Origin of the sequence: Streptomyces sp. NPDC002588 (assembly GCF_040295925.1) — a bacterium.
Taxonomy (GTDB): domain Bacteria; phylum Actinomycetota; class Actinomycetes; order Streptomycetales; family Streptomycetaceae; genus Streptomyces.
The window spans coordinates 181,263-205,454 of the sequence record NZ_JBEOWF010000005.1 but is presented as its reverse complement, the minus strand read 5'-3'; the positions used below and the strand labels follow the sequence as shown (position 1 = coordinate 205,454).

Sequence of the window (24,192 nt, the reverse complement as noted above, 5' to 3'; positions counted from 1 at the left end):
GATCTTCGGAAGGGAGGGGCGCCGGCCCTGGGCCGGCGCCCCTCCCTTGGTGCGCAGCGACAGGTTGCCCGCAACGGGCTGACGGATCTTGAACGGCCCGTCGAAGGCGGTGGAACCGGTTCTCGGTTTTCACCGCCTTCGGTGTTTTGTTCAGGACGCGCGCAGCCCGCCCATGACCCTGGTGAAGGTCACCGGGTCGTCCTCGAAGCCCTGGACCCCCGAGTGGAACGACCACCCGTCGGACGGCTCGCGCACGAACTCCCCGATCGTGGCCGCCGTCGCCCCGAGGACACCGCCGAAGTCGTCCTCGTCCAGGACGGTGTAGCCCTCCCGGATCCTGAAGCCGGGGTTGAGCACGCTGACGAAGGAGCGATGCGTCGACTGCTGCTGTATGACGACACCGACCACCACGCGCGCGTACCGGGTGTCCAGGCGGTCGAGTTCCAGCGTCATGACCTCGTCCCAGCCGAAGCCCTTGCCGTCCTTGCTGTCCCGGTTGAGATAGATGGTTCCGTCGGGCGACCGACTGTCGAAGTGCACCACATAGGCGGGCGCCCCGTGCGGATCGCTCGCGAGGTACGTTGCGGCGACGATGTCCAGATCGGTGGGCGGCTGCCCCGCCTCACTGGGGTCCCACTTCAGCGCGATCTCGATCTTACGGATCCCCTTGTTGAGGCCGTTCACGGACTCCCCTTCCCCGTTTCCCCGTCTGTCCTCATCCGAACTGCCCGAACTGCCCGGTCATCAGGGCCGGTTGTCCATCCTGCCACGCGCGTGTGGCCCTCGGTACGACTGCTCTGCGCCAGAGAGTGACCGACGCCACGTCCTGGGGCCTTACCATGGCGCGGTGCTGGTCAAGTGGATTCGCTGCACCGTGGTGGACCGCCGCGGTTTCGAACGGGGACAGCGAAAGTGGGCGGGGCTTCTGGGGGAGCCGGGATTTCGGGGACAGGGCGGGGGCTGGAGCAGGGGGCGGCCCTCCGTCGCGCATGTCTTCGCCTTCTGGGAGAGCCGCGCCTTCTACGACTCTTTCATGGCACGCTCCCACGACAGACTGGCGGCGGCCCAGTCCGGCACGTTCAAGGACGCCCAGGTACGGCTGTTCGACTACCGCTTCGACGTGAAGACCGGCTTCGAGCCCCGTTTCACCGACGCCGACCTGCTGAGGGTGGCCCTGTGCCGGGTCCACGAGGAGCGTGCCGAGCACTTCACGCTGATGCAGGAGAAGGTCTGGAACCCCGCCATGGCCGGTTCGCCCGGCATGATCAGAGGGCTGTTCGCCGAGGCGCCGGGCCACGAGTTCATGGTCCTGTCGATGTGGCGTTCGGAGGCCGAGCACGGGAAGTACCGCGCGGAGCGGGTGGAGCGGCTCGCCCTGCGCGCTCAGACGGAGGCGGACGTCTCCGCCCTCACCGGTGACATCGTGGAGCTGGAGACGACCTGGACGGTTTGAGCTACCTCCCGTCGCGACCCGCGGACGGGCCTGGTGACCCTGATGACGGTGTGCGGTCGCGTGCCACGAGGTGCGGGATCCGTGTGACCTACGCCGTATGGAGGCCGTGCGAGTATTCGATCTGCCGCCAACCGATCTAGGGTTTTGGCATGGCACGACCACGGCGCATCGTCCTTGTCCGGCACGGGGAGTCAACGGGCAATGTTGATGACACCGTCTACGAGCGTGAACCCGACCACGCACTGGCCCTGACCGAACGCGGCCGACAGCAGGCCGAGGAGACGGGGACGAGGCTGCGGGAGGTGTTCGGCCGCGAGCGGGTCAGCGTGTACGTCTCCCCGTACCGGCGGACCCACGAGACCCTTCGGGCCTTCCACCTCGACAACGACCTCATACGCGTCCGCGAGGAACCGCGGCTGCGCGAGCAGGACTGGGGAAACTGGCAGGACCGGGACGACGTACGACTGCAGAAGGCGTACCGGGACGCGTACGGGCACTTCTTCTACCGCTTCGCGCAGGGTGAGAGCGGAGCCGACGTCTACGACCGGGTCGGCGGCTTCCTGGAGAGTCTGTTCCGCAGTTTCGAGGACCCCGACCACCCGCCGAACGTCCTCATCGTGACCCACGGCCTCGCCATGCGCCTTTTCTGCATGCGCTGGTTCCACTGGACGGTCGCCGAGTTCGAGTCCCTGTCCAACCCGGGGAACGCCGAGATGCGGATGCTCGTTCTCGGAGACGACGACAAGTACACGCTCGACCGGCCCTTCGACCGCTGGAGGGACCCGGAGCCCTACGGGGTCACCGGATAGCCGCCGCACGGCCGGAAGCCGTCAAGAGGGGCGCTGGAAGGCTTGGGAGCCGTGCGCATCACCCGGAGCGAGGCCGGGGTGTTCCGGCTCTGGCGGAGCGCTCCTGGAGCCGTGCCCGTCGTCCCAGGAGGGACGCCTCACCAGCCGTGGTCGTGGTACCAGCGCGCCGCACGGGTAAACGTCGGTGCTGCGGGACCCGTCGCCGATTAGAGTGGCGGAACGATGACCGTTGACTTCTCTTCCGGCGGGCGTTTGGAGCGCGCCCTCGCCAGCCTGCGCGGACTCGCGGTGGGGGATGCGCTGGGCTCACAGTTCTTCGTGCCGGTGAACCACCCGCTGCTGAAGAACCGCGATCTGCCTCCCGGTCCCTGGCAGTGGACCGACGACACGGAGATGGCCTGTTCCGTCGTGGCAGTCCTCGCCACCCACCACCGCATCGACCAGGACGCCCTCGCACACTCCTTCGCCGAACACCACGACTTCGACCGCGGCTACGGCCCCGCCGTCAACCGGCTGCTGAGGCTCGTCCGGGAAGGCGCCGACTGGCGTGAACTGGCGGCCGCACTGTTCAACGGGCAGGGGTCCTGGGGCAACGGAGCCGCCATGCGGATCGCCCCTCTCGGCGCCTGGTACGCCGATGACCCCGAGCAGGCGACCCACCAGGCGGAGATCTCGTCCTATCCCACGCACCAGCACCGAGAGGCCATGGTCGGAGCGATGGCCGTCGCCGCGGCCGCCGCGTTGGTGGCCGCGCCCGGCGGCCCGCCCGGTCCGGCCGCACTGCTGGACGGCGTCATCGCCCTCGTGCCGAAGAGCGCTGTCGGCGCCGGACTGCGGCGGGCCCGGGACATGCTCGACTACGCCGACGCGGGCACCGTCGCCGCCGTCCTCGGCTGCGGACGGCGTACGTCGGCCCACGACACCGTTCCCTTCGCCCTCTGGTCGGCCGCCCGCTCCCTCGGCGACTACGCGGAGGCGTTCTGGACGACCGCGCAGGTCGGCGGCGACGTCGACACGACCTGCGCCATCGTGGGGGGAATCCTGGCCTCGGGAAGGGGTGGAGCGCCTCCGGCCGCGTGGGCGGAACAGGTGGAGGCGCTGCCGGAGTGGATGACCGCGGCCGTGTGACGGGGCGGGGCGGGGCGGTTCCGGAACGTGTCCCGTTCCCCGGGTTCTGCTCCACGGAACTCACGGGGCAGCACTGGCCGATGAGAACTCTCCGTGTGCGTCGGGAACTCTGCGTGATCGGTGTGCGTTGTCCGGGCATCCGCTGTGCGACGTGTGTGCGAGTGCGGACGGGTTCGACGGGGAGCGGCGCAGGGGGTGGTGTCGGTGTTCATGCGGCTGGTCTTGTCCCCGCTGGCGGCGCCAATGCGGATCGTGCCGGGCTGTGGGCTTGTGGTGCGGCAGTCGGCTCGTGGCGCGGAGGCCGGAGGAAGGTGGGGCAGAGAGCGAGGGCGACGGCGAGAGCGGGGGCGAGGGCGGCCGGCCGAATCGCCGCCTTCGTCACCCCTCCCGGGGGCCGGTCGTGAATCCGGCCCTCCGTCTCCTTCAGCCGGCCACGGGACCCGACGTTCCGGCCAGCGCCTCCAGATCGCTCTTGCGGACCCGGATCACCAGCCAGGCCGTGACCAGAGCGAGCACGGCCATCGCCGCGGCGGGGACGAACGCGGTGGAGATGCCCTGGGCGAGGACATCGTGTCCCCAAGGGGCGGGCAGCTGGTGCGTCTTGGCGAACTCCGCCTTCTGCTCCGCCGATCCGTTCGCGAGGAACTTCGGCAGCTGTTTCTCCGCCTCGTTCTTGCTGGCCGTGCCGAACACGGTCGTGAGGATGGACAGTCCCAGCGAACCCCCCACCTGCTGTGTGGCGTTGAGCAGACCGGAGGCCGCGCCCGCCTCGTGCGGGGCCACACCGGAGACCGCGGTGACCGTCACCGTGACGAAGTTCAGGCCCATGCCGAGACCGAACACGAGCATGGGGCCGAGCACCCCGCCCGCGTAGGAGCTGTCGGGGCTGATGAAGCTCTGCCAGGTGAGCCCGATCACCACCAGCGTGGAACCCGCCAGCATGAACGGCTTGGGGCCCAGCACGGGAAGGAAACGCTGCGACAGCCCCGCGCCGATCGCGATCGCCCCTGTCACGGGCAGGAAGGCGAGGCCGGCCTTGATCGGGCTGTATCCCAGCACGTTCTGTACGAAGAGGACGATGTAGAAGAACATGCCGAACATCGCGGCGGCCAGGCTCAGCATGATCACGTACGTGCCGGAGCGATTGCGGTCGGCGAACATCTTCAGCGGGGTGATCGGCTCCTTGGCCCGCATCTCCGTGAACACGAAGGCGATCAGCAGGACCACCGCGGCGGCGAACGCCCCGAGGGTCAGGCTGTCCCGCCAGCCTTCCTCCGCCGCCCTGATGAAGGCGTAGACCAGGGATGCCATGCCCGCCGTCGACGTCAGGGCGCCCGCGATGTCGAAGCGCCCCGGGTGCCGTTCGGACTCGTTGATGTAGAGCGGCGCGAGACTGGCGATGAGCAGACCGATGGGCACGTTGACGAACAGCACCCAGCGCCAGTCGAGCCACTCCGTGAGCATTCCGCCCGCGAGCAGACCGATGGCACCGCCACCCGCGGAGACAGCGGCGAAGACGCCGAAGGCCCGGTTGCGTTCCGGGCCTTCGGGAAACGTCGTGGTGATGAGCGCCAGCGCGGTGGGCGAGGCGATGGCGCCTCCCATGCCCTGCAGCGCGCGGGCCGCGAGCAACTGCCATGGTTCCTGGGCCAGCCCGCCCAGCAGCGACGCCAAGGTGAAGAGCAGGATTCCGGTCATGAACACGCGGCGCCGGCCGAGGATGTCACCGGCTCGCGCGCCGAGCAGCAGCAGACCGCCGAATGTGAGCGTGTAGGCGCTGACCACCCAGGTGAGATCGGTGGTGCTGAACGCCAGCGCTTCTTGAATGTGCGGGAGTGCGATGTTCACAATCGTCGCGTCGAGCACCACCATGAGTTGGCAGGCCGCGATGACGGTGAGCGCGATGCCGGGATGCCCTTCCCGGCGGGCCGCACCTGGTTTGTGGTTCTGAATCAACTGAGAGGTTGTCACTATGGGTCCCCCACAACTGCGTTAGTGAACGCCAGCGTTCACTGTCGCGCCCACGGTAGTGAGTCCCAGGTAGTGAACGCAAGCGTTCACTTTCCGGGTCGCCTCGCCGGCACGTCCCCGTTTGCCGCCGCGCGATGTCTCACTCCTCACCGAACTCCCCGCTACTTCCGCTCGCTGGAGACATTCAGATGGTTACTTCGCGCTGGACGGCCGCCCCCGCTCCGACGGCCTCTCCTCGTCGGCGCGGCGCCGTGCTCGAACGTGCGATCCTCGATGCCGCGCTGGAGCAACTGGGCACCGTCGGCTGGAACGGCCTCACGATGGAGGGCGTTGCTGCTGTGGCGCAGACCGGCAAGGCGGCCGTCTATCGCCGCTGGCCCTCCAAGGAGGACCTCGTTGTCGAGGCCCTGCGCACCGGACTGCCCCGACTGGACTCCGCGCCCGACCTCGGGGGTGTGCGCGAGGACCTGGTGGCGCTCTGCCGCACGGCGCGCGACGCGATGTTCTCCCGCCCCGGCCTCGCGCTCCGGTCGGTCATTCACGAATGCGATCAGTCAGGGGCGGAGCGCTTCCAGGCCCTGATCCTGGAAGGGGTGGTGGAGCCCACCGTCCGGTTGCTGCATGAGGTCATCGCCCGAGGCATCGAAAGGGGAGAGGTGCGCTCCGGGGCGGCGAACGGATATGTCTTCGATGCCATTCCAGCCATGATGATGTACCGCTCCAAGGTGTGCGGCAGTGAATGGAATGACCCCGACCTCGACGAGATGATCGACCAGCTGATGCTGCCCCTGCTGCGGCCGGACGCATCCTGACGGCGTTCCGGAGGGGGCGGGGCCGGCAGGCGGGCGGTCCAGGTGAACCGGGGTGTCGCGAGGGGATCCCGGCGGCGTACGCTAAGTGCGCCATGCCGTACGAACCACCTACCCACACCGTCGAGCGCTCCCTCCGCGCCACGACCGGAGCCAAGGTCATTGCCGGTATCGACGAGGTGGGCCGCGGCGCCTGGGCCGGACCCGTCACCGTCTGTGCGGCGGTCACCGGACTGCGCCGCCCGCCCATAGGTCTCACCGACTCGAAACTGCTCACGCTGAAGCGGCGCACCGAACTGGCCGTGGTGCTGGAGAAGTGGGTGACGTCGTACGCCCTGGGACACGCCTCCCCGGAGGAGATCGACGCCCTGGGGATGACCGCCGCACTGCGGCTCGCGGCCGGGCGGGCGCTGGAGGCACTCCCGGTCCGCCCCGACGCGGTGATCCTCGACGGGAAGCACGACTACCTCGGCACTCCGTGGCGGGTGCGTACGGTGATCAAGGGTGATCGGTCGTGCGTGGCGGTCGCGGCCGCCTCCGTGATCGCCAAGGTTCAGCGCGACAAAATGATGGCCGAACTGGGTGTCGACCATGCAGACTTCGGTTTTGCGGACAACGCCGGGTATCCCTCGCCCGTGCACAAGGCCGCACTGGAGGAGCGGGGCCCCACCCCGTACCACCGGTTGTCGTGGGCGTATCTTGATGCGCTGCCCCAGTGGCGGCATCTCAAGAAGGCCCGCAGCTGGGCGGACGGAAGCGTTCCGGAGATCGAGGGGCAACTCGGCTTCGACTTCTGACGATTCCGCTCGCACTGATGTGCCACCCACTGGCGCGAGCCGCACCAACGTTTGATAAATAACAGCTCATGCCTCTCATTCCCGAGGAGCCTCAGATTCACGAGAGTGCCCAGGGTCCCCGCGCCACTCCGGCCAGTGGCCGCACAGCGCCGACCCCTCGACCCGTACCCGGCCCCCGTTCCGCGGCTCCGTCGCGTCCCGGTCGTCACGGCCCCCTCCGGCCCACGCCGCCCGTGCAGCGGACCCCGCGTGACGTCGCCCCCAAGCCCGGGCCCTCGGCCCCGGCCGTGCCTGTCCCCGCCCCGGCGGCCCCCCAGGTCCAGCTGATCCCGGCCTCGGCCGAGGGTGCGCTGGACGCTGCGGAGGAGGCCCTGGACCTGCTCCTTGACTCGGGGCGTGCCCCGGGTGACGTCCTGGTGATCACCACCGGAGAGCAGCACCCCTGGGCCGCCCACGAGTTGTCCTTCGGCGAGGCGTCCTACTGGGCGCAGCACGATGCCGGGGACGACGTCTTCTACACCGATGCCGGCGCCGCGGACCGGGCCACCCCGCGCCCCGTCGTCGTGGTCGCCGTCAACGGCGGTGCGGTCGCCACCGCCCTGCCTGTGGCGCAGGCTCGGGCCGGTGCCCTGTTGATCGTCTGCGGGGACCCGCAGCAGATCAACGCGGTGCTCGGCGCCGGCGTCTGAGCCGGTCCCGGTAGGCCGAAAGGCGCCGGGCCCGCAGGGTTGCCGCGGCGCCCCCACGGTGTGCCTTCGCGTGCGCGGACGACGGAAGTCTCGGCGCGTGCAGCTCGGCGTGCCCGGGGCCCGGTGTTGCGGTGCCGGTCGACCGCCCGGCCGGGCTCGGTGTACGCGGCTGTGCCCGGCACCGGGCCGACGGCGGGTCGATGGCGCGATGCGGCGTGAGCGCTGTCCCCGTGCCCGGCCGACCGGCGGCCGAGAGCTCACGGACCTTCTGGGGTGGGCGGCGCCTGCCGTGCAAGGGCATGTGGTCGGCCGACGCCGACGACGTGCCCGTCTCCTGTGTCCATGTCTCGGCGGACGCCTCCGCGGCGGCCCCGAAGCCGCCGACGGCTCAGCGAGTCGGCCCCGGACGGCTTTCAGGGCCGTGTGACTCGGCTCAGCGCACCGGTCGCCGTCGGCTCGGTCTCCTCGTGCCCCTGCCCCTGCCGGTCAGCGAGCGGCCACGCGGCGCAGGACCTCCGAGACGGCGCCGCCGGTTCGCGGCAGCGGGGGCGGGGCCTCGGACAGACCGAAGGGCTCCGGAGTGGAGTCCGTGTTGGGGCGGCGGCCACCGCGCCCCTCGCCGAGGACCTGCCAACCGTCCTGGGTCAGCGTGATGTACGCTCCGCAGCGCAGCCCATGCAGTGTGCAGGCGTCCCGCAGGCCCCACATCCAGGCCCCGTCCTCCTCCGTCCAACGCGCGTCGCCGTCACGGCAGTAGAGCAGCACGGCGGTCCGCACCGGGGTCCGGCGTCGCAGATCGTGCGGGATGACCCTGCGTAGCTGGGCGAGCAGGGCGTTGCGGAACATCCAGCCGTCGGCCTGTGCCTGGCGCCGTGTGAACGAGGCGCTGGCCCGCACACGTTCGTCCGGATCGAGTACCGCCACGATCGCGGTGGCCGGCCCGGGCCGGTGCCGTGAGTGCAGCCCGCTGACGATTTCGCGCGGGTTGCGCAGCAGAGGGATGCCTGCCGCGGCCCATTCCGCGGGCTCGAGCAAACGACTGGCGGAAGCGGCGGACGTGGACGACGACAACGATGCTGCCGAGGACGGAGCGAATCCGAAGGTCACGATCCTCCCTTCGGCTACGGCCCACACTGCGGGCGGGTCGGATTCGGGGGAGCGCACGCCGCAGCAGAGCCCTACCGGACTACGGACCGGGCCGTGCGGGGAGCGGACTTCAATTCTTCCTGTCGAACTTGGATGCGGCAACGAGCAATTGGGGCCACCGACCGTTATATGCAGGTGTGTGTCATATATCCCTACCCCGTGATTCGGCAGTGAACGCGTGAGCGTGCGCTTCGCGCCTCTTTGAGGCCCGCCCCGCACGCTCGTCGCTGGGGGAGGACCGCGGAGACGACCGCCGGCCGAACCATTCGTACGGACCATGAGTGATCCGTCACGCTGGGTGAAGTGGCCGATTGTCAGTGCTGTCGGGTTGCATGGGGACATGAAGGATCTGGAGTTGCGCGCCGAAGCCGATGCCGTCCTTGCCGAGCTCGTCGGTGCCCCGGGAGGCCCGGCGCGGCTGCGGGAGGACCAGTGGCAGGCGGTGGCGGCCCTCGTGGAGGAGCGCCGCCGCGCCCTGGTCGTGCAGCGCACGGGCTGGGGCAAGTCGGCGGTGTACTTCGTCGCCACCGCTCTGCTGCGCCGGCGCGGCTCGGGTCCTACGGTGATCGTCTCGCCGTTGCTGGCGCTGATGCGCAACCAGGTCGAGTCCGCGGCGCGGGCCGGCATCCGGGCCCGCACGATCAACTCGGCCAACCCGGAGGAGTGGGACACCATTCACGAAGAGGTGGAGCGCGGCGAGACCGATGTCCTCCTCGTCAGCCCGGAGCGCCTCAACTCGGTGGATTTTCGCGAACTGCTGCTGCCCAAACTCGCGGCCACGACCGGTCTGCTGGTGGTCGACGAGGCGCACTGCATCTCCGACTGGGGGCATGACTTCCGCCCCGACTACCGCAGGCTGCGGGCGATGCTCGCCGAGCTCGCGCCCGGCGTGCCGGTGCTGGCCACCACAGCGACCGCGAACGCGCGGGTCACCGCGGACGTGGCCGAGCAGTTGGGCACCGGCGCGGGCGAGGCCCTCGTGCTGCGCGGCCCGCTGGAGCGGGAGAGCCTGCGGCTGGGTGTGGTCCGGCTGCCGGACGCCGCGCACCGGCTGGCCTGGCTCGCCGAACACCTGGACGACCTGTCGGGCTCCGGGATCATCTACACGCTGACGGTGGCCGCGGCCGAGGAGACGACCGCCTTCCTGCGGCAGCGCGGCTTCCGGGTCGCCTCCTACTCGGGACGCACGGAGAACGCCGACCGGCTGCAGGCCGAGGCCGACCTTCAGGAGAACCGGGTGAAGGCGCTGGTCGCGACATCGGCGCTCGGGATGGGCTTCGACAAGCCGGACCTGGGCTTCGTGGTCCATCTCGGCTCGCCGTCCTCGCCGATCGGCTACTACCAGCAGGTGGGGCGCGCCGGGCGCGGGGTGGCACACGCCGATGTGCTGTTGCTGCCGGGCAAGGAGGACGAGGCGATCTGGCGCTACTTCGCCGACACCGCCTTCCCACCCGAGACGCAGGTCCGCCAGACCCTCTCGGCCCTCGCCGGCGCGGGACGACCGCTGTCGGTGCCGGCCCTGGAGGCGCTGGTCGACCTCCGGCGCACACGCCTGGAGACCATGCTCAAGGTCCTCGACGTGGACGGGGCCGTCAAGCGCGTGAAGGGCGGCTGGATCTCCACCGGCGAACCATGGGTCTACGACTCCGAGCGGTACGCCTGGGTCGCCCGGCAGCGCGCGGCCGAGCAGCAGGCCATGCGCGACTACGTCAGCACGTCCGGATGCCGGATGGAGTTCCTGCGCAGGCAACTGGACGACGAGGGCGCGACCCCGTGTGGCCGCTGCGACAACTGTGCGGGGGCCTGGGTGGATTCCGCCGTCTCGTCCGAGACCCTGACAGGGGCGACGAAGGAACTGGATCGTCCCGGGGTGGAAGTCGAGCCGCGCCGGATGTGGCCGACAGGGATGTCCGCACTCGGCATCGACCTCAAGGGCCGCATCCCGGCAGGCGAGCAGTGCTCCACCGGGCGTGCCCTGGGACGGCTCTCCGACATCGGCTGGGGCAACCGGCTGCGCCCGTTGCTGGCCGAGAACGCGCCGGACGGTCCGGTCCCCGACGATGTTCTGCGCGCCGCGGTCTCCGTCCTCGCAGATTGGGCGCGCTCCCCTGGCGGCTGGGCGGCGAACGCCCCGGACCCGGCCTCCCGTCCGGTGGGCATCGTCGCAGTACCGTCCCTCACCCGCCCGCAGCTGGTCGGCTCCCTGGCCGAGGGAATCGCGAACATCGGCCGCCTTCCCTTCCTCGGCACCCTGACCCACACCGGTCCGGACGGCGCCCATACGGCGCGCCGCAGCAACTCCGCCCAACGCCTCAAGGCACTCTCCGGTGCCCTCACCGTCTCCGGTGAACTGGCCGCCGCCCTGGCACGCTCTCCGGGCCCCGTCCTCCTCGTGGACGACTACACCGACTCCGGCTGGACCCTCGCAGTCGCCGGCCGTCTGCTCCGAAGGGCCGGCAGCGATCAGGTGCTTCCGCTGGTCCTCGCGGCGGCGGGGTGAGCACTCTGCCGCAGACGCAGGGTGTCATCGCCGGTGGACCGGCTCGCGGACGGTTTCGGGAGCCCGGCGCGTATGCGCCGACCGCTCCCGTTCAGACCCGGTCGATGTGGACGTTCGTCGACTTCACCCGCGCGGTGGCCTCCATGCCGACCTCCAGACCCAGCTCCTCCACGGCCTCCCGGGTCAGCAACGACACCAGGCGGTGCGGGCCCGCCTGGATCTCCACCTGGGCCGCCACGTCACCCAGCTTGATCGCGGTGACGATTCCCGGGAACGCGTTGCGCACCGAGGTGTACGAGGCGCCCTCGTCCCCGCCACCGTTGCGGGCGAGCTCCACGGAGAAGGCGGCCAGGTCCTTCCCGTCGACGAGCCGCCGTCCGCCCTCGTCGCGATGGGTCGCCACCCGGCCCGCGTCCGCCCACCGCCGAGCGGTGTCCGGACTCACCCCGAGCAGCCGGGCCGCCTGGCCGATCGTGTAAGACTGCATGCGCGCCAAGATATGCCCATCCGAAGACGTGCCCGTGCCCCCGCAGCCGGACAGCGCCAGGTTCCATCGCGTGACGTGTCCCTGGTCGGACTTATCCACAGGGCAAAACGGAAGCCGGCGATCCGCGAGATCGTCGGCACATGACGAATCACAGCGAAACGACAGGCTCCTCCGAAAACGGTGACATCACCGGACGCGACGGGCTCAACGGGCTCAATGGGCTCGACAGCTCCGAGCCGTGCGCCGGTCGGGCCGCCCAGGGGGACGCCCCCGCACATGGGCGTGGCCCGGCCAGCCACGGCGGTGCCGGGTACCCAGGCGGATCCGCGCACGAGGGCGGCTCCGCGTACCCGGAGGAGCTGCCCTGCGACGGGCCGACTGCGTACATCGGCCACACCCCGTACGACCGGAACGCCGCGTACGACGCGTGCACCGGCTACGACGCGGACTCCGCCGCCCACCACGTCACCCTCCGCACCCCCGCCGAGCTCGCCGACGCCCTGCCCTACCTGCTCGGCTACCGGCCGGAGGACAGCATCGTGCTGGTCGCGCTGAGCGACCGGGGCGGGCGGGGGCGTTTCGGGGGCCGGGCCAGGCTCGGCATTCCCGCCCACCCCGACGACTGGCCCGCCGTCGCCCAGCAGTTGGCGGCGGGGCTCGTGAAGGGGAGCGCACGCCGAGGTGCCCGCCCCGCCCAGATGGTCGCGTACCTCTGCCAGGATCCGGCGAAGGGCGAGAAGGGCCGCCAGGTCATGGAGCGGCTGGAGCCGCTGGCCCGACACCTGCGTGAGGCCTGCGGGAACCTCGGCGCGCCGGTGATCGAGGCGCTGTGCATCTCCGACGGCCGCTTCTGGTCGTACTGCTGTGCCCGCCCGGGCTGCTGTCCGGTCGAGGGCACGTCGATGGGCCTGCCCGGCACCTCCGTGCTGGCCGCGGCCGCGACCTACGCCGGCATCCAGGTCCGCGGCACCCTGCGCGAGCTGCGAACCCGTCTGCAGCCCCTGGAGACGGGCGTCGTGGTGGAGCAGGAAGTCGCCCTGGACACCGCGGGCATGGCGTTGGTCCCGAGGATCCTCGAGGACGCGAGCCGTGCGGCGGTCGCCGAGGAGACGGTCGAACTGGCCGGACGGGTCATGCGGCGCTTCGCCGAGGCACCCGTGGTGTCCGGCACCGCCATGGCGGACCGGAGGGACGACGAACTGCTCGGTTTCGACGAGGCCGCCACCCTGATCCTCGGCCTCCAGGACCGGGTGACGCGAGACCGCGCCGCGGAGTGGATGGAGGGCGACGAGGCGGCACCCGCCCTGCGCCTGTGGCGAGCACTCGCCCGTCGCTGCGTCGGCCCGTACGGCGAGCACGCGGCGGCTCCGCTCACCCTCGCCGGCTGGGTCGCCTGGTCCAGCGGCGACGAACTCGAAGCCAGGGAGGCCCTCGCGATGGCCCTGGGCGCGGACCCGGGATATCTGTTCGCCCGCCTGTTGCACCAGGCCTGCAACGAGGGCCTCGACCCGGAGTCGGTACGCCGCTGTCTGCGGTCCGAGCGCGAGAGGCGCGAGGGGCGCGAGTCGCGCGAGACCCCTGGGTGCGCGACGGATGGCCTCGACGGTCACTCACGAGCGGCCGCAGAGGACGGTTGTTCGCGAACAGTGGCCGCAGGGACACACGGGGCAATGGAGGAGTACGAGCCCGGACAGGTTGCACCGGGTACGCGGGGCGGACGCCCGCGCACGCCGACCACGCGTCCCAGCGCCGCGAGTCGAGGCACAAACCGCCCCCGCACCTCTCGCAAGTCCTCCGCGCCGCGCCGAGGTGCCCGCCCCGAAGGCGTGCGGGGCGACGGTGCCGACCCGAAGGGGGAGGGCTGAACCCCGACGCACGTGCTGCCGGGTGATCGGTGTGCCGCTGCCGCGCACGCGGCGCCGGGCGACCGGTGCGTCGCTGCCGCTCAGAGCGGCGTTCCTCTCCCGACCACGACTCCGTCCCGGCCCCGCCGCCATTCGGTGGGGCCGGTCGTCAAGGGCGTGACCCGGGGGAGTCCCGCCCCGTTCACCTGTGTGGCGGAACGCCCGCAGGGGCCGTGCCGCCACAACGTACTCGCCCCGCCGGAGCCCTTCACACGGCCTCGACCCCGTCCGAGGCGCACAGAGAGCAGAAGAAGGCACCGCATGCATCAGCAGACCCCGCCCTCCGCCGCCGACGAACGCTCCGGCTCCGGCACCTCGGTGCCGCTCCACGGACCGGCCGTCGGTCAGTCGACACCACGTTCGGCCGGGACACCGCCCCCGCCCTCGGCCCGGACGCCGCCCCTGGCCGAGGCACCAGATGGTGCGGGCGCCTCCGAGGATCGGGGCTCGAGCGGTACCCCCTCCGCCCCGCCTCCCTCACCGCCCTTCGCCGCACCGCGGCGCCCCTCACCACGCCCGCCCGGAACCGCCACGCCCACGGCCGCACCGACGGCGCCGCGGCACCCCGGTGACCTGCCGGCCGCCCACACCGCGATGATCTGTGTGGCCCTGCCGGGCCTTGCCATCTCCACCGAACAGGGGCAGCTGACGGGGCGCGGACTGGAAGGTTTCTACCGGTCCGGGCGACGCATCCTGTCGCGCTGCCAAGTACGTGTGGCGGGACGCGAGCCGCTGGTGGTCCAAGCACAGATGATCGCCTCCGACCGGGCTCGCTTCACCGGCACCCTGCGCGTCACCCCGCACGGCGGCCCTGATCCGGACGTCGTCGTCGAACGGACCCGCTGCGCGGACGGCACGGAGCGGATCACGCTGCGCAGCGCCGCCACACGCCCGTTGCGGCTGCCGGTCGAGGTGGCGCTCGGCGCGGACCTGGCCGACCTCGGGGCGATCGCGTCCGGAGCCGTGGGCCCCGAACTGCGGGCCAGCGTCCGTGATGCGGGATTGCGCTGGTCGTCCCCGAGGGGAACCTCGTGCGTCACCGCCGACCCGCCGCCCGCCGACGCGATCGCCTCCGCGGGGCTCCTGCGCTGGGACTTCGACGTGCCTCCCGGCGGCAGTGTCCGGGTGGACCTGAAGGTCCGCCTCGAAGGCGCGGGCCCGGTCCGGGCCGTGGGCCGCGCGGCCACGAGCCCTGTGGCACCCGCGCGGGCGACGGGCGACGATCCGCGCGTCCCCGCTCTGCTGGCCGCGAGCATCGAGGATCTCCAGGCCCTTCTGGTACGCGACGCCGCCCACCCCGCGGACACCCATCTCGCGGCGGGCGCGCCGTGGCGCTGCGGTCTGGCCCCGGCCGAGGCGCTCGCCGCGGCCCGCATGGTCCTGCCCCTCGGCACCCGGCTGGCCGCGGGCACACTGCGCACCCTCGCCCGTACCCAGGTCGCACAGCGGGGGCTCCGGTACGGCATGATTCCCGGTCCGCGGCGGGACGCGGGCGCACTCCTGGCGCCGGGCTGCACCGGGACGGAGGCCACCCTGCTGTTCCCGGCGCTCCTCGCGGAGGCCCGCCGCTGGGGGCTGCCCGAGCAGGACACCGAGGAACTGCTGCCGACCGCCGAGCGCTGCCTGACCTGGCTGCTCGCGGCCGCGCGCGGAGGACCTTACCTGTGCGACCCACAGCCCGGCGGACCCGTCCGCTGCGAGACCCAGGCCCATGCCCACCGGGCGGCGCTGCTCGGCGCCGATCTGCTGGACGCCTTCCGCAGACCGGGCGGCAACGAGTTGAGGGAGTGGGCGCGGATGCTGCGCACCGCCTTCCGCCGGGACTTCTGGCTCGATGACCGAGGAGGTGGCCGGCCCGCCGCCGCCCTCGCCCCGGAAGGGCGGCCGGTGCCCCACCTCGGTGCCACGGCCGCCCACCTCCTCGACACCGGACTGCTGGGCGGCGGCGCCTTGGCCCCCGGTCTGCTCGACAAGGTGCAGACCGAGAACCTGGCCCGGCTGCTCGGAAGTCCCGTGATGGACTCGGGCTGGGGACTGCGGGGGCTCGGCGCGAAGGAAGCGGGCTACAACCCGTTCGGCCATCGCAGCGGGGCCGTACGGGTGCATGAGACGGCGGTCGCGGTGGCGGGGCTGGCCGCCGCGGGCTACGAGAAAGAGGCCGGGGGCCTGCTGCGCGGAGCCCTGGCGGCGGCCGAGACCTTCGGCCACAGGTTGCCGGAGATGTACGCGGGGGAGCGGCGAACCGAGGGGAGCGCCCCGCTGCCGCACCCGGCCGCATGCCGCCCCGCCGCCACCGCGGCGGCCGCCGCGGTCCTGCTGCTGACCACACCGGCCGGCATCCGGCCCGACGCGCCTGCCGGGACGATCACCTTGCGCCCGCTGCACAGCGCACCCCTCGGCGAGATCGGACTGACCGGCCTGAACGTCGCGGGCGGCCCTTTCTCCGTCCGGGTCAGCCGCCTCGGTCTCGCAATGGTCGAGGAAGCGGTCGACGGAGTGCAATTGGGCGTGTGACGTCGTACGACGCGGTGCGGAGACGTGCGGCGCCGTACGACGCAGAAACCGGAGCGGAGCCGCAGGGGAGCCGGGGCCGCGACGCGGACGCCGGGGGCGCCGGCACCGCGACCATGGGGCCGAACCGAAGTGGATCAGCCATCGATGCGTCCGGCGAAGGGTGTGTTTATCGTCAGGAAGACGACTATGATCACCACATGCCCTACGACCCGTCAGCCTTTCCACCCTTCGCCGTCACAGTGGACCTGGTCGTGCTGACCGTACGCCGCCATGCCCTGTGCGCGTTGGCGGTGCGGCGGGGCGAGGCGCCGTTCCAGGGGCGGTGGGCGCTGCCGGGCGGCTTCGTGCGGGACGACGAGGACCTCTCCCAGGCCGCGGCGCGCGAGCTGGCCGAGGAGACCGGGCTGCGCGCCCACGATCCCGCTGCCCCCGCGCAGGACAACGGTGCCCACCTGGAGCAGCTCGCCACGTACGGTGACCCCAAGCGGGACCCCAGGATGCGCGTCGTCAGTGTCGCCCATCTCGCCCTCGCCCCGGACCTGCCCGCCCCCCGAGCGGGCGGCGACGCAAGCAACGCGCGCTGGGCGCCGGTGGAGGAACTGCTGCAGCAGGGCGGCTACGGCCGTGACGGAGAACCCGTCGCCCCCCTCGCCTTCGACCACGCCCAGATCCTGGCGGACGGAGTGGAACGCGCCCGCTCCAAGATCGAGTACTCCTCGCTGGCGACCGCCTTCTGCCCCACCGATTTCACGGTCGGCGAGCTGCGCCGGGTCTACGAGGCGGTGTGGGGAGTCGCCCTCGACCCGCGCAACTTCCACCGCAAGGTCACGGGCACCCCTGGCTTCCTGGTCCCCGTCGGCGGCACCACCACACGTCAGGGCGGCCGGCCGGCCCAGCTCTTCCGCGCCGGCGGCGCGACGCTGCTCAACCCGCCGATGCTGCGGCCCGAGGTGTGACGTCTCGCGGCCGCAATGGCCGACGCTCCTGGGGAGTTCGCCCCGAGCGCGGGGTGAAGAGAGACCGGAGAAGACGATCACGTCGGTGTCATCGGCCGTGCTGTGACCGGAAAAACAGGACATAGCGCGCTATCTTGCTACAGGTGATCCAGGCCTTCGGACTGACCAGCGACTCCCGCAAGGAGCTTCCGCCCGCCGTCGACGACGTCTCCCTCGAGGCGCGTGCGGGCCGCGTCACCGTGCTGCTCGGAGCTACGGGCGCGGGCAAGAGCACGGCGCTGAGACTCATGCTCGAACTCCAACAGGGCCGTGGCCTCACCCACTTCAGAGGCCGCCCCCTGCACCGCATCGCCCACCCTTCGCGCGAGGTGGGCGTCCTCCTCGGCGATGTGCCGGGGCACCCGGCCCGCACCGTCCGTGGTCATCTGCGCATGCTCTGCGCGGCCGCCGGCGTTCCGGTCCGCCGGGCCGACGAAGTCCTGGAAGTGGTCGGCCTCATCAGCCTTCGGGACGAACGCCTCAGCGCCCTCTCTCGTGGCATGGACCGGCGGCTGGGCCTGGCCTGCGCCCTCCTCGCGGACCCGCACACCCTGGTGCTCGACGAGCCGACCGCAGGGCTCTCCGGCCGTGAAAACCGTTGGCTGCACGGCATGCTGCGCGCTCACGCGGCCCACGGCGGCACGGTTCTGGTGACCACGTCCGACCCCAAGGAGGCCGCTCGCACGGCTGACCGGGTCGTCACCCTGGACAAGGGCAGACTCGTCGCGGATCAGGAGGCCGCCGACTTCGCCCGCACCCGGCTGCGTCCCAGGGTCGTCGTCCGCAGCCCGCACGCCGCCCGCCTGGCCGCCCTGCTCGCCAGAGAGGCGCGCACCGGCCGACGCTCCGTCGAGGTGGTCCAGGAGGACGGCAACCGGCTCTGTGTGTACGGCAGTACGTGCGCCGAGGTCGGCGAGACGGCCTTCCGCCACGGAATCCTCGTCCACCAACTCGCCGACGAGACAGGTGACATGGGACCGGGGTCGGCTACGGGAGCCGGGATTCCGGAGCAGACGCGTCCCGGTGGACGAGCGGAGTCGGTCACCCCGACCAGGACCGGGCCGGAGGCCGAGTCCGGGGGCGGGACCGGAATCGAGAGCGAGGGTGGAGCCGAGGCACCACTCCCACCGGCCCCCGGCGGCGGCGCGCACACCTCGCACGGCCTGCGCGTGCCCTCCGTGGGCGCGGCGCTCGCTGGTGGCGAGTCGCCCTACGAGGACGAATGGGCCCACGGGGACGAGTGGGCCTACAGGGACGAGTGGGCCTTCGGAGAAGGGCCGCTCTCCCTGCAGGAGGAACAGGAGGAAGGGGACGGACCGGTCTCCGGCAGCGGGCGATCCGTCTCCGACGACGCGCCACCCATGCCCGATCACGTGGCCCGCCCCAGGCTCGACGGGACGATCGACGCAACGTACGACAGCGGCGCCTCGAACGACACCCCGCCCACGTCCGGTGACCCCGCCGGGGGCGAGTCCGAGGCCCCGTCAGGCCTGCCGCCGGCGCCGGAGGGAACTCCTCGGCCCCTGCCTGAGCCCGTGCCGCTTGATCAGCCCCTCGCCGTGGCCGGGCCGCCGTGTCCTCCCGAGCCCGCGCCGGCACCCGGCGGTCTGCCCTTCGAGTCGCTGTCCGCCCTGCCGCCCCCCATCTCCGTCCGCTCGGCACCCAGTCCGCTTCGCCCCCTGCGCTACGAACTCCGCCGCGCCGCAGGAATCGGCACCAGCTTCCTCACAGGTGCCGCCGTACTCCTCGCCTCCGCCCTCATCGCCGTACTCCTGGCTCGCGCGGGACACAGCTCGCAGGCGCGGCTGCTGACCGCGTGGCCCGTGGAACTGCCGCTGCCGCCGGCGGCGCTCGGTGCCGGACTGCTCGGTGCGCTCGCCTTCGGAGACGAGTTCCGCCACCCCGCCCTGGCCGCGGACCGAGGCACCGTGCCCCGCAGGCTCGGGCTGCTCACCGCCAAACTCCTCGTCGCCGGGCTCACCGCGCTGATGCTGGCTTTCCTCGCCGTGGGCTGCGACGCCGAAGTGCTCTATCTCCTCTACGGTCGAGAGTTCGTGCAAGTTCCCGCGGACTGGCTCACGCTGAGTGCGAGTTGGCTCGGGCTCGTGGTCGGGTGTGCCTGGGCCGGCGTGCTGGCCGCGGGCGTCTTCCGTTCGACCACGGCCGGCCTCGCGGCCGTTCTCGCCGTCCCGGTGGCCGCCGTTCCCGTCGCACAAAAGGCCGCGGAGAGCGCGTCCGTGCGGACGGCGGCCGGGTTCTCGCTCAGGTTGCGCGAGGTGTTGCTCGTCCAGTGGCCTTTCGGTGGGGAGCGCTATCTGTCCGTCGCGGCCCGGGTCATCGCCCAACCTGTCGGCGGCGCACTGGCGTTGTCGCTCACCGCGCTGTTGTGCGCGTATCTGCTCACGACCCTGCGGAGCAGGGTTCGATGACAGCCACCCGTGCCCCTTCTGTCCTGGAGTGTGCGCAACTCCCCGGAGAAAGCCCATTTCTTTTCGATAAGACGTCAATTGCGACGGGGTGAGCGATCACCCTTTCGTGTGCTTTTCACCAAAGACCTCAAGGGAGTTGGAGGCGGCGCCGACAAAGGATCCGTGAGTACCCTTGCGCACACCATGATGACCGCCGCCCGCTCCGCCGACTCCGGTCTGTCCGGCCCGGGCGAACTCGACCGCTACCCCTACGCGGAGGCCCCTGCCGTCGACCGCGTGGGAGCCCCCGTCTGGGAGGGCGCGGATCCCGAGCTGGGCCGTGTGGGCCGGCGTAGCGCGGGCAGCCGCGGACGCGGGCTGCACGGCCAACTCGTCCAGCAGCTGGGCCAGATGATCGTCTCGGGCGACCTGGGCGCCGACCGCCCGCTGGTGCCCGAGGAGATCGGCCAGCGCTTCGAGGTCTCCCGTACCGTCGTCCGCGAGTCGCTCCGTGTCCTGGAGGCCAAGGGCCTGGTCAGCGCCCGGCCGAACGTCGGCACGCGCGTCCGTCCCGTCAGTGACTGGAACCTGCTCGACCCGGACATCATCGAGTGGCGGGCCTTCGGACCGCAGCGCGACGACCAGCGCCGAGAGCTGAGCGAGCTGCGCTGGACGATCGAACCACTGGCCGCCCGCCTCGCTGCCGGGCACGGGCGCGACGATGTGCAACAGCGGCTCGGCGACATGGTCGAGATCATGGGACACGCCATGGGGCAGGGGGACGCGCTCACGTACTCCCGGGCCGACGCGGAGTTCCACACGCTGCTCATCCAGATCGCCGGCAACCGCATGCTGGAGCACCTCTCGGGGATCGTGTCGGCCGCCCTGCAGGTCTCCGGGGGCCCGGTCACGGGCTGTGACCGGCCGACCGAAGCATCGCTGGCGCACCACGGCAGGATCGTCGACGCCCTGGCCGCGGGCGATGGAGGGGCGGCCGAGTCGGCCATGCGCCAGTTGCTCACCGTGCACCCCGAGGTGGAGCGCGTCGTGCCGGCGCCGCGCGAACACTGACAGCACAGCGCGGGAGGTACGGCCTGGGGACGTTTTCCCCTTTCTGCGTCATTCTCGGTCGGCTCCCCGTTTCTCCGCCGGGCCCCGTGGAACCCGTCAGGGGATCCGCGGGGCCCGACGGCGTGATCCGGCCAGATCGGCGGCAGGGCTTCCGCGGGTATGGCGGGTGACCTTGTCTGCCCGTATCTGACCGCTTTTGATCGCTTACGGGGTGTGACTCGGGCCACGAAGATTGGGCGTAACGCTTGTGGGAACAACGCGATGACCTAAGAGGTGACTGCCGCGGAGGGAATACGGACGCCGTTCAAGGCGCTGTGCATCTTCCCGGCCCCCGCCCGCGCCGTCGGCCCACCCCCAGGCCGGTGGTCGGCTCCTGTCCGTCACGGACGGGGCCGGAAGCCGTTTTCCAACGTTCCGAGAGGTTGTTCGTGTCGGCCAGCACATCCCGTACGCTCCCGCCGGAGATCGCCGAGTCCGTCTCTGTCATGGCGCTCATTGAGCGGGGAAAGGCTGAGGGGCAGATCGCCGGCGACGATGTGCGTCGGGCCTTCGAAGCTGACCAGATTCCGGCCACTCAGTGGAAGAACGTACTGCGCAGCCTCAACCAGATCCTCGAGGAAGAGGGTGTGACGCTGATGGTCAGTGCCGCGGAGCCCAAGCGCACCCGAAAGAGCGTCGCAGCGAAGAGTCCGGCCAAGCGCACCGCCACAAAGACGGTGGCGGCGAAGACGGTGACCACGAGGAAGGCCACCGCCACCACGCCTGCCGCCCCGGCCGCACCCGCTGTGGACGACCCCGCAGAGGAAGCCGCCCCCGCCAAGAAGGCGGCTGCCAAGAAGACCACGACCGCCACGAAGAAGGCGGTCGCGAAGAAGACCGTCGCCACCAAGAAGACCGCGGCGGCCGCGAAGAAGACCACCACCAAGAAGGACGACGCCGAACTCGTCGAGGAAGAGGTCCTCGAGGACGCCCCCAAGGGCGGCGACGAGCCCGAGGGCACCGAGAACGCCGGCTTCGTCCTCTCCGACGAGGACGAGGACGACGCGCCCGCGCAGCAGGTCGCGGCCGCCGGTGCCACGGCCGACCCGGTCAAGGACTACCTCAAGCAGATCGGCAAGGTCCCCCTGCTCAACGCCGAGCAGGAGGTCGAACTCGCCAAGCGTATCGAGGCCGGTCTGTTCGCCGAGGACAAGCTGGCCAACGCCGACAAGCTCGCCCCGAAGCTCAAGCGTGAGCTGGAGATCATCGCCGAGGACGGCCGCCGCGCCAAGAACCACCTCCTGGAGGCCAACCTCCGCCTGGTGGTCTCCCTGGCCAAGCGCTACACCGGCCGCGGCATGCTGTTCCTGGACCTCATCCAGGAGGGCAACCTCGGTCTGATCCGCGCGGTCGAGAAGTTCGACTACACCAAGGGCTACAAGTTCTCCACGTACGCCACCTGGTGGATCCGTCAGGCGATCACCCGCGCCATGGCCGACCAGGCCCGCACCATCCGTATCCCGGTGCACATGGTCGAGGTCATCAACAAGCTCGCGCGCGTGCAGCGCCAGATGCTTCAGGACCTGGGCCGTGAGCCCACCCCGGAAGAGCTGGCCAAGGAACTCGACATGACCCCGGAGAAGGTCATCGAGGTCCAGAAGTACGGCCGTGAGCCCATCTCGCTGCACACCCCGCTGGGCGAGGACGGCGACAGCGAGTTCGGTGACCTCATCGAGGACTCCGAGGCTGTTGTCCCGGCCGACGCGGTCAGCTTCACGCTCCTGCAGGAGCAGCTGCACTCCGTCCTCGACACCCTGTCCGAGCGCGAGGCGGGCGTCGTCTCGATGCGCTTCGGTCTCACCGACGGTCAGCCGAAGACCCTCGACGAGATCGGCAAGGTGTACGGGGTCACGCGCGAGCGTATCCGTCAGATCGAGTCCAAGACCATGTCGAAGCTGCGCCACCCCTCGCGTTCGCAGGTCCTGCGCGACTACCTCGACTAGGTCGCGACCGCCCCGACCGGATACCGGTCGGGAGTCCGGCCGCGGGGTCACGACGTCGAAGGCCCGGTTTCCGCTCAGGGAGCCGGGCCTTCGGCGTGGGCGCGCGGGTGCGCGGCGCGGCACACTGAATCACTCTGGGTGTTCATCGATCACTTCGGAGTGAGGAGTGGGCATGCGTCGTTCCTTTGTCCGGGCGCTGACCCGGCCGTTGGCTCTGGTGGCCGCGGCGGTGGCCATACCGCTGGTCTCCGCCGCTCCCGCGGCCTCCGACGTCGTCCTGGGCGGATTCCCCATCGAGGCCGCCCAGAGCCCGTGGACCGTCGCGCTGTCCAGCCGTGACCGGTTCGGGGGTATGCGTTCGGGGCAGTTCTGCGGCGGTGTGGTGGTGGGCCCGACCATGGTGCTCACGGCGGCCCACTGCATGGCCCAGGACGTCCTGGGGACGCCGCCGGGCCGGACGCGCGATCTGACGGTCATCGCGGGCCGTACGGACCTGCACTCGTCCGAAGGGCGGGAGGTCGCCGTACGCGAGGTCTGGGTGAATCCGGGGTACAACCGGGGCAGCAACGCCGGCGACTTCGCCGTGCTCACCCTCGCCGAGGCCCTCCCGGCGGCGTCGGCCATCGGGCTGGCCAATCCGGGCGACGCGGCGTACGAGCCCGGGACGGAGGCCGTGATCACGGGATGGGGCGACACCACGGGCTTCGGCGCCTATCCGCAGAGACTGTGGGCCGCCCGCATCCATGTGCTGTCCGACGCGCTCTGCGAGCGTGCCTATCCCGGCTCGTCCGACGGCACCTACGTCGCCGGGAGCATGGTGTGCGCCGGAGAGGCGCTGGGCGGCCGGGACGCCTGCCAGGGCGACAGCGGAGGACCACTGGTCGCCCAGGGCCGCCTGATCGGACTCGTGTCATGGGGGAGCGGCTGTGGCCGGCCGGGGAGCCCAGGGGTCTACACGCGCGTCTCGGACATCGTCCGGACCCTGAGCCACGGTGCCGCCCCGCAGGGCGCCGAAGCGGCTCCTGGGGGCGCCTGACGAGCATTTCCCGCCCGTCCGCCCGGCCCCGGAGCACGACAACGGGCGGCGGGCCCTGTTGCCAGGGGCCGCCGCCCGTGCACCGGCCTGTGCCGGTTCGGCTCGTCGTGACGCGCGGGATCCGTGCTATTCGTCGGAGGCGGATGCAGGGGCGGTCGTCAGCCGCTCCGTCTCGTCCTGTATCTCAGCGGCGATCTTCTTGAGTTCCGGCTCGAACTTGCGGCCGTGGTGGGCGCAGAAGAGCAGTTCTCCGCCGCTGAGCAGGACGACGCGCACGTACGCCTGGGCGCCGCAGCGGTCGCAGCGGTCAGCGGCCGTCAGCGGGCTCGCGGGGGTCAGAACAGTAGTCACGTCGCCTCTTCTCTAGCTCGACGAGCTGTCGTACCAGGGTCAACATCCAACCAGCCCCAAAACGTTCCCGCTCGTGGCTTCTCCTCGAAAAAAATCTTTCGAGGTGGCCGTCTGCTGCCGGTTTGGCGGCGAATGTGCCGTA

At 71.3% G+C, this 24,192-nt stretch carries 19 protein-coding genes; 14 read left to right on the top strand and 5 right to left on the bottom strand.

Features of this window, described 5'->3' with window-relative positions; genetic code table 11:
- Positions 1 to 150 precede the first annotated feature (150 nt).
- Positions 151 to 684 carry a TerD family protein gene (locus ABT057_RS08040; RefSeq protein WP_352341616.1) on the bottom strand — a complete coding sequence of 178 codons (534 nt, stop codon included), beginning with the start codon at positions 682 to 684 and terminating at the stop codon, positions 151 to 153.
- Between the two features lie 163 nt (positions 685 to 847).
- Between ABT057_RS08040 and ABT057_RS08035 the strand changes: the two genes are divergently transcribed.
- The 3 genes from ABT057_RS08035 to ABT057_RS08025 all read left to right on the top strand — a co-directional run bounded on the left by ABT057_RS08035 (position 848) and on the right by ABT057_RS08025 (position 3,390).
- Entirely contained in the window at positions 848 to 1,453 is a 606-nt protein-coding gene (locus tag ABT057_RS08035) for a YdbC family protein (RefSeq protein ID WP_352341615.1), read from the top strand.
- A gap of 149 nt (positions 1,454 to 1,602) precedes the next feature.
- Entirely contained in the window at positions 1,603 to 2,262 is a 660-nt protein-coding gene (locus tag ABT057_RS08030) for a histidine phosphatase family protein (protein WP_352341614.1), read from the top strand.
- A gap of 222 nt (positions 2,263 to 2,484) precedes the next feature.
- Entirely contained in the window at positions 2,485 to 3,390 is a 906-nt protein-coding gene (locus ABT057_RS08025; RefSeq protein WP_352341613.1) for an ADP-ribosylglycohydrolase family protein, read from the top strand.
- A 423-nt stretch (positions 3,391 to 3,813) separates the two neighbouring features.
- On the opposite strand, the gene ABT057_RS08020 is transcribed toward ABT057_RS08025, so the two are convergent.
- Positions 3,814 to 5,361, bottom strand: a complete 1,548-nt coding sequence (locus tag ABT057_RS08020) for an MFS transporter (protein ID WP_352341612.1) — start codon at positions 5,359 to 5,361, stop codon at positions 3,814 to 3,816.
- 188 nt (positions 5,362 to 5,549) lie between these two features.
- Here ABT057_RS08020 and ABT057_RS08015 point away from each other — a divergent pair, with 188 nt between their 5' ends.
- From ABT057_RS08015 to ABT057_RS08005, 3 genes are all read left to right on the top strand, one after another.
- Positions 5,550 to 6,173 carry a TetR/AcrR family transcriptional regulator gene (locus ABT057_RS08015; RefSeq protein ID WP_352341611.1) on the top strand — a complete coding sequence of 208 codons (624 nt, stop codon included), beginning with the start codon at positions 5,550 to 5,552 and terminating at the stop codon, positions 6,171 to 6,173.
- Positions 6,174 to 6,265: 92 nt separating this feature from the next.
- Positions 6,266 to 6,967 carry a ribonuclease HII gene (rnhB, locus tag ABT057_RS08010; protein WP_352341610.1) on the top strand — a complete coding sequence of 234 codons (702 nt, stop codon included), beginning with the start codon at positions 6,266 to 6,268 and terminating at the stop codon, positions 6,965 to 6,967.
- Between the two features lie 68 nt (positions 6,968 to 7,035).
- On the top strand, positions 7,036 to 7,656 hold the full coding sequence (locus ABT057_RS08005) for a hypothetical protein (RefSeq protein WP_352341609.1): 621 nt from the start codon (positions 7,036 to 7,038) through the stop codon (positions 7,654 to 7,656).
- A 486-nt stretch (positions 7,657 to 8,142) separates the two neighbouring features.
- On the opposite strand, the gene ABT057_RS08000 is transcribed toward ABT057_RS08005, so the two are convergent.
- Positions 8,143 to 8,763, bottom strand: a complete 621-nt coding sequence (locus ABT057_RS08000) for a hypothetical protein (protein WP_352341608.1) — start codon at positions 8,761 to 8,763, stop codon at positions 8,143 to 8,145.
- 379 nt (positions 8,764 to 9,142) lie between these two features.
- Here ABT057_RS08000 and ABT057_RS07995 point away from each other — a divergent pair, with 379 nt between their 5' ends.
- A complete protein-coding gene (locus ABT057_RS07995; protein ID WP_352341607.1) occupies positions 9,143 to 11,302 on the top strand; it encodes a RecQ family ATP-dependent DNA helicase in 2,160 nt (719 codons plus the stop codon).
- 91 nt (positions 11,303 to 11,393) lie between these two features.
- Here the strand turns inward: ABT057_RS07995 and ABT057_RS07990 are convergent, their stop codons facing one another.
- Positions 11,394 to 11,789 (bottom strand): TOBE domain-containing protein, encoded by a 396-nt coding sequence (locus ABT057_RS07990; protein WP_352341606.1) that lies wholly within the window; start codon positions 11,787 to 11,789, stop codon positions 11,394 to 11,396.
- Between the two features lie 140 nt (positions 11,790 to 11,929).
- Here ABT057_RS07990 and ABT057_RS07985 point away from each other — a divergent pair, with 140 nt between their 5' ends.
- The 7 genes from ABT057_RS07985 to ABT057_RS07955 all read left to right on the top strand — a co-directional run bounded on the left by ABT057_RS07985 (position 11,930) and on the right by ABT057_RS07955 (position 23,699).
- A complete protein-coding gene (locus ABT057_RS07985; RefSeq protein WP_352341605.1) occupies positions 11,930 to 13,654 on the top strand; it encodes a DUF4192 domain-containing protein in 1,725 nt (574 codons plus the stop codon).
- Positions 13,655 to 14,287: 633 nt separating this feature from the next.
- Positions 14,288 to 16,207 carry a glycogen debranching N-terminal domain-containing protein gene (locus ABT057_RS07980; protein ID WP_352341670.1) on the top strand — a complete coding sequence of 640 codons (1,920 nt, stop codon included), beginning with the start codon at positions 14,288 to 14,290 and terminating at the stop codon, positions 16,205 to 16,207.
- Positions 16,208 to 16,404: 197 nt separating this feature from the next.
- A complete protein-coding gene (locus ABT057_RS07975; RefSeq protein ID WP_352341604.1) occupies positions 16,405 to 17,163 on the top strand; it encodes an NUDIX hydrolase in 759 nt (252 codons plus the stop codon).
- Between the two features lie 143 nt (positions 17,164 to 17,306).
- Positions 17,307 to 19,631 carry an ATP-binding cassette domain-containing protein gene (locus tag ABT057_RS07970; protein WP_352341603.1) on the top strand — a complete coding sequence of 775 codons (2,325 nt, stop codon included), beginning with the start codon at positions 17,307 to 17,309 and terminating at the stop codon, positions 19,629 to 19,631.
- A 162-nt stretch (positions 19,632 to 19,793) separates the two neighbouring features.
- Positions 19,794 to 20,681, top strand: coding sequence for a FadR/GntR family transcriptional regulator (locus ABT057_RS07965; protein WP_352341602.1), 888 nt, complete (start codon positions 19,794 to 19,796; stop codon positions 20,679 to 20,681).
- Positions 20,682 to 21,109: 428 nt separating this feature from the next.
- The gene (locus ABT057_RS07960; protein WP_352341601.1) at positions 21,110 to 22,663 is read left to right on the top strand and encodes an RNA polymerase sigma factor; all 1,554 of its coding nucleotides are present in this window, start codon (positions 21,110 to 21,112) and stop codon (positions 22,661 to 22,663) included.
- Positions 22,664 to 22,835: 172 nt separating this feature from the next.
- Positions 22,836 to 23,699, top strand: coding sequence for a serine protease (locus ABT057_RS07955; protein WP_352341600.1), 864 nt, complete (start codon positions 22,836 to 22,838; stop codon positions 23,697 to 23,699).
- Positions 23,700 to 23,825: 126 nt separating this feature from the next.
- Here the strand turns inward: ABT057_RS07955 and ABT057_RS07950 are convergent, their stop codons facing one another.
- Entirely contained in the window at positions 23,826 to 24,050 is a 225-nt protein-coding gene (locus tag ABT057_RS07950) for a DUF7455 domain-containing protein (RefSeq protein WP_352341599.1), read from the bottom strand.
- Between the last annotated feature and the right edge of the window lie 142 nt (positions 24,051 to 24,192).

Coding starts and splice junctions, on each gene's coding strand:
- ABT057_RS08030 (WP_352341614.1), top strand. CDS start 1,603: ATGGCACGACCACGGCGCATCGTCCTTGTCCGGCACGGGGAGTCAACG.
- ABT057_RS08025 (WP_352341613.1), top strand. CDS start 2,485: ATGACCGTTGACTTCTCTTCCGGCGGGCGTTTGGAGCGCGCCCTCGCC.
- ABT057_RS08015 (WP_352341611.1), top strand. CDS start 5,550: ATGGTTACTTCGCGCTGGACGGCCGCCCCCGCTCCGACGGCCTCTCCT.
- rnhB (WP_352341610.1), top strand. CDS start 6,266: ATGCCGTACGAACCACCTACCCACACCGTCGAGCGCTCCCTCCGCGCC.
- ABT057_RS08005 (WP_352341609.1), top strand. CDS start 7,036: ATGCCTCTCATTCCCGAGGAGCCTCAGATTCACGAGAGTGCCCAGGGT.
- ABT057_RS07995 (WP_352341607.1), top strand. CDS start 9,143: ATGAAGGATCTGGAGTTGCGCGCCGAAGCCGATGCCGTCCTTGCCGAG.
- ABT057_RS07990 (WP_352341606.1), bottom strand. CDS start 11,789: ATGCAGTCTTACACGATCGGCCAGGCGGCCCGGCTGCTCGGGGTGAGT.
- ABT057_RS07985 (WP_352341605.1), top strand. CDS start 11,930: ATGACGAATCACAGCGAAACGACAGGCTCCTCCGAAAACGGTGACATC.
- ABT057_RS07980 (WP_352341670.1), top strand. CDS start 14,288: ATGATCTGTGTGGCCCTGCCGGGCCTTGCCATCTCCACCGAACAGGGG.
- ABT057_RS07975 (WP_352341604.1), top strand. CDS start 16,405: ATGCCCTACGACCCGTCAGCCTTTCCACCCTTCGCCGTCACAGTGGAC.
- ABT057_RS07955 (WP_352341600.1), top strand. CDS start 22,836: ATGCGTCGTTCCTTTGTCCGGGCGCTGACCCGGCCGTTGGCTCTGGTG.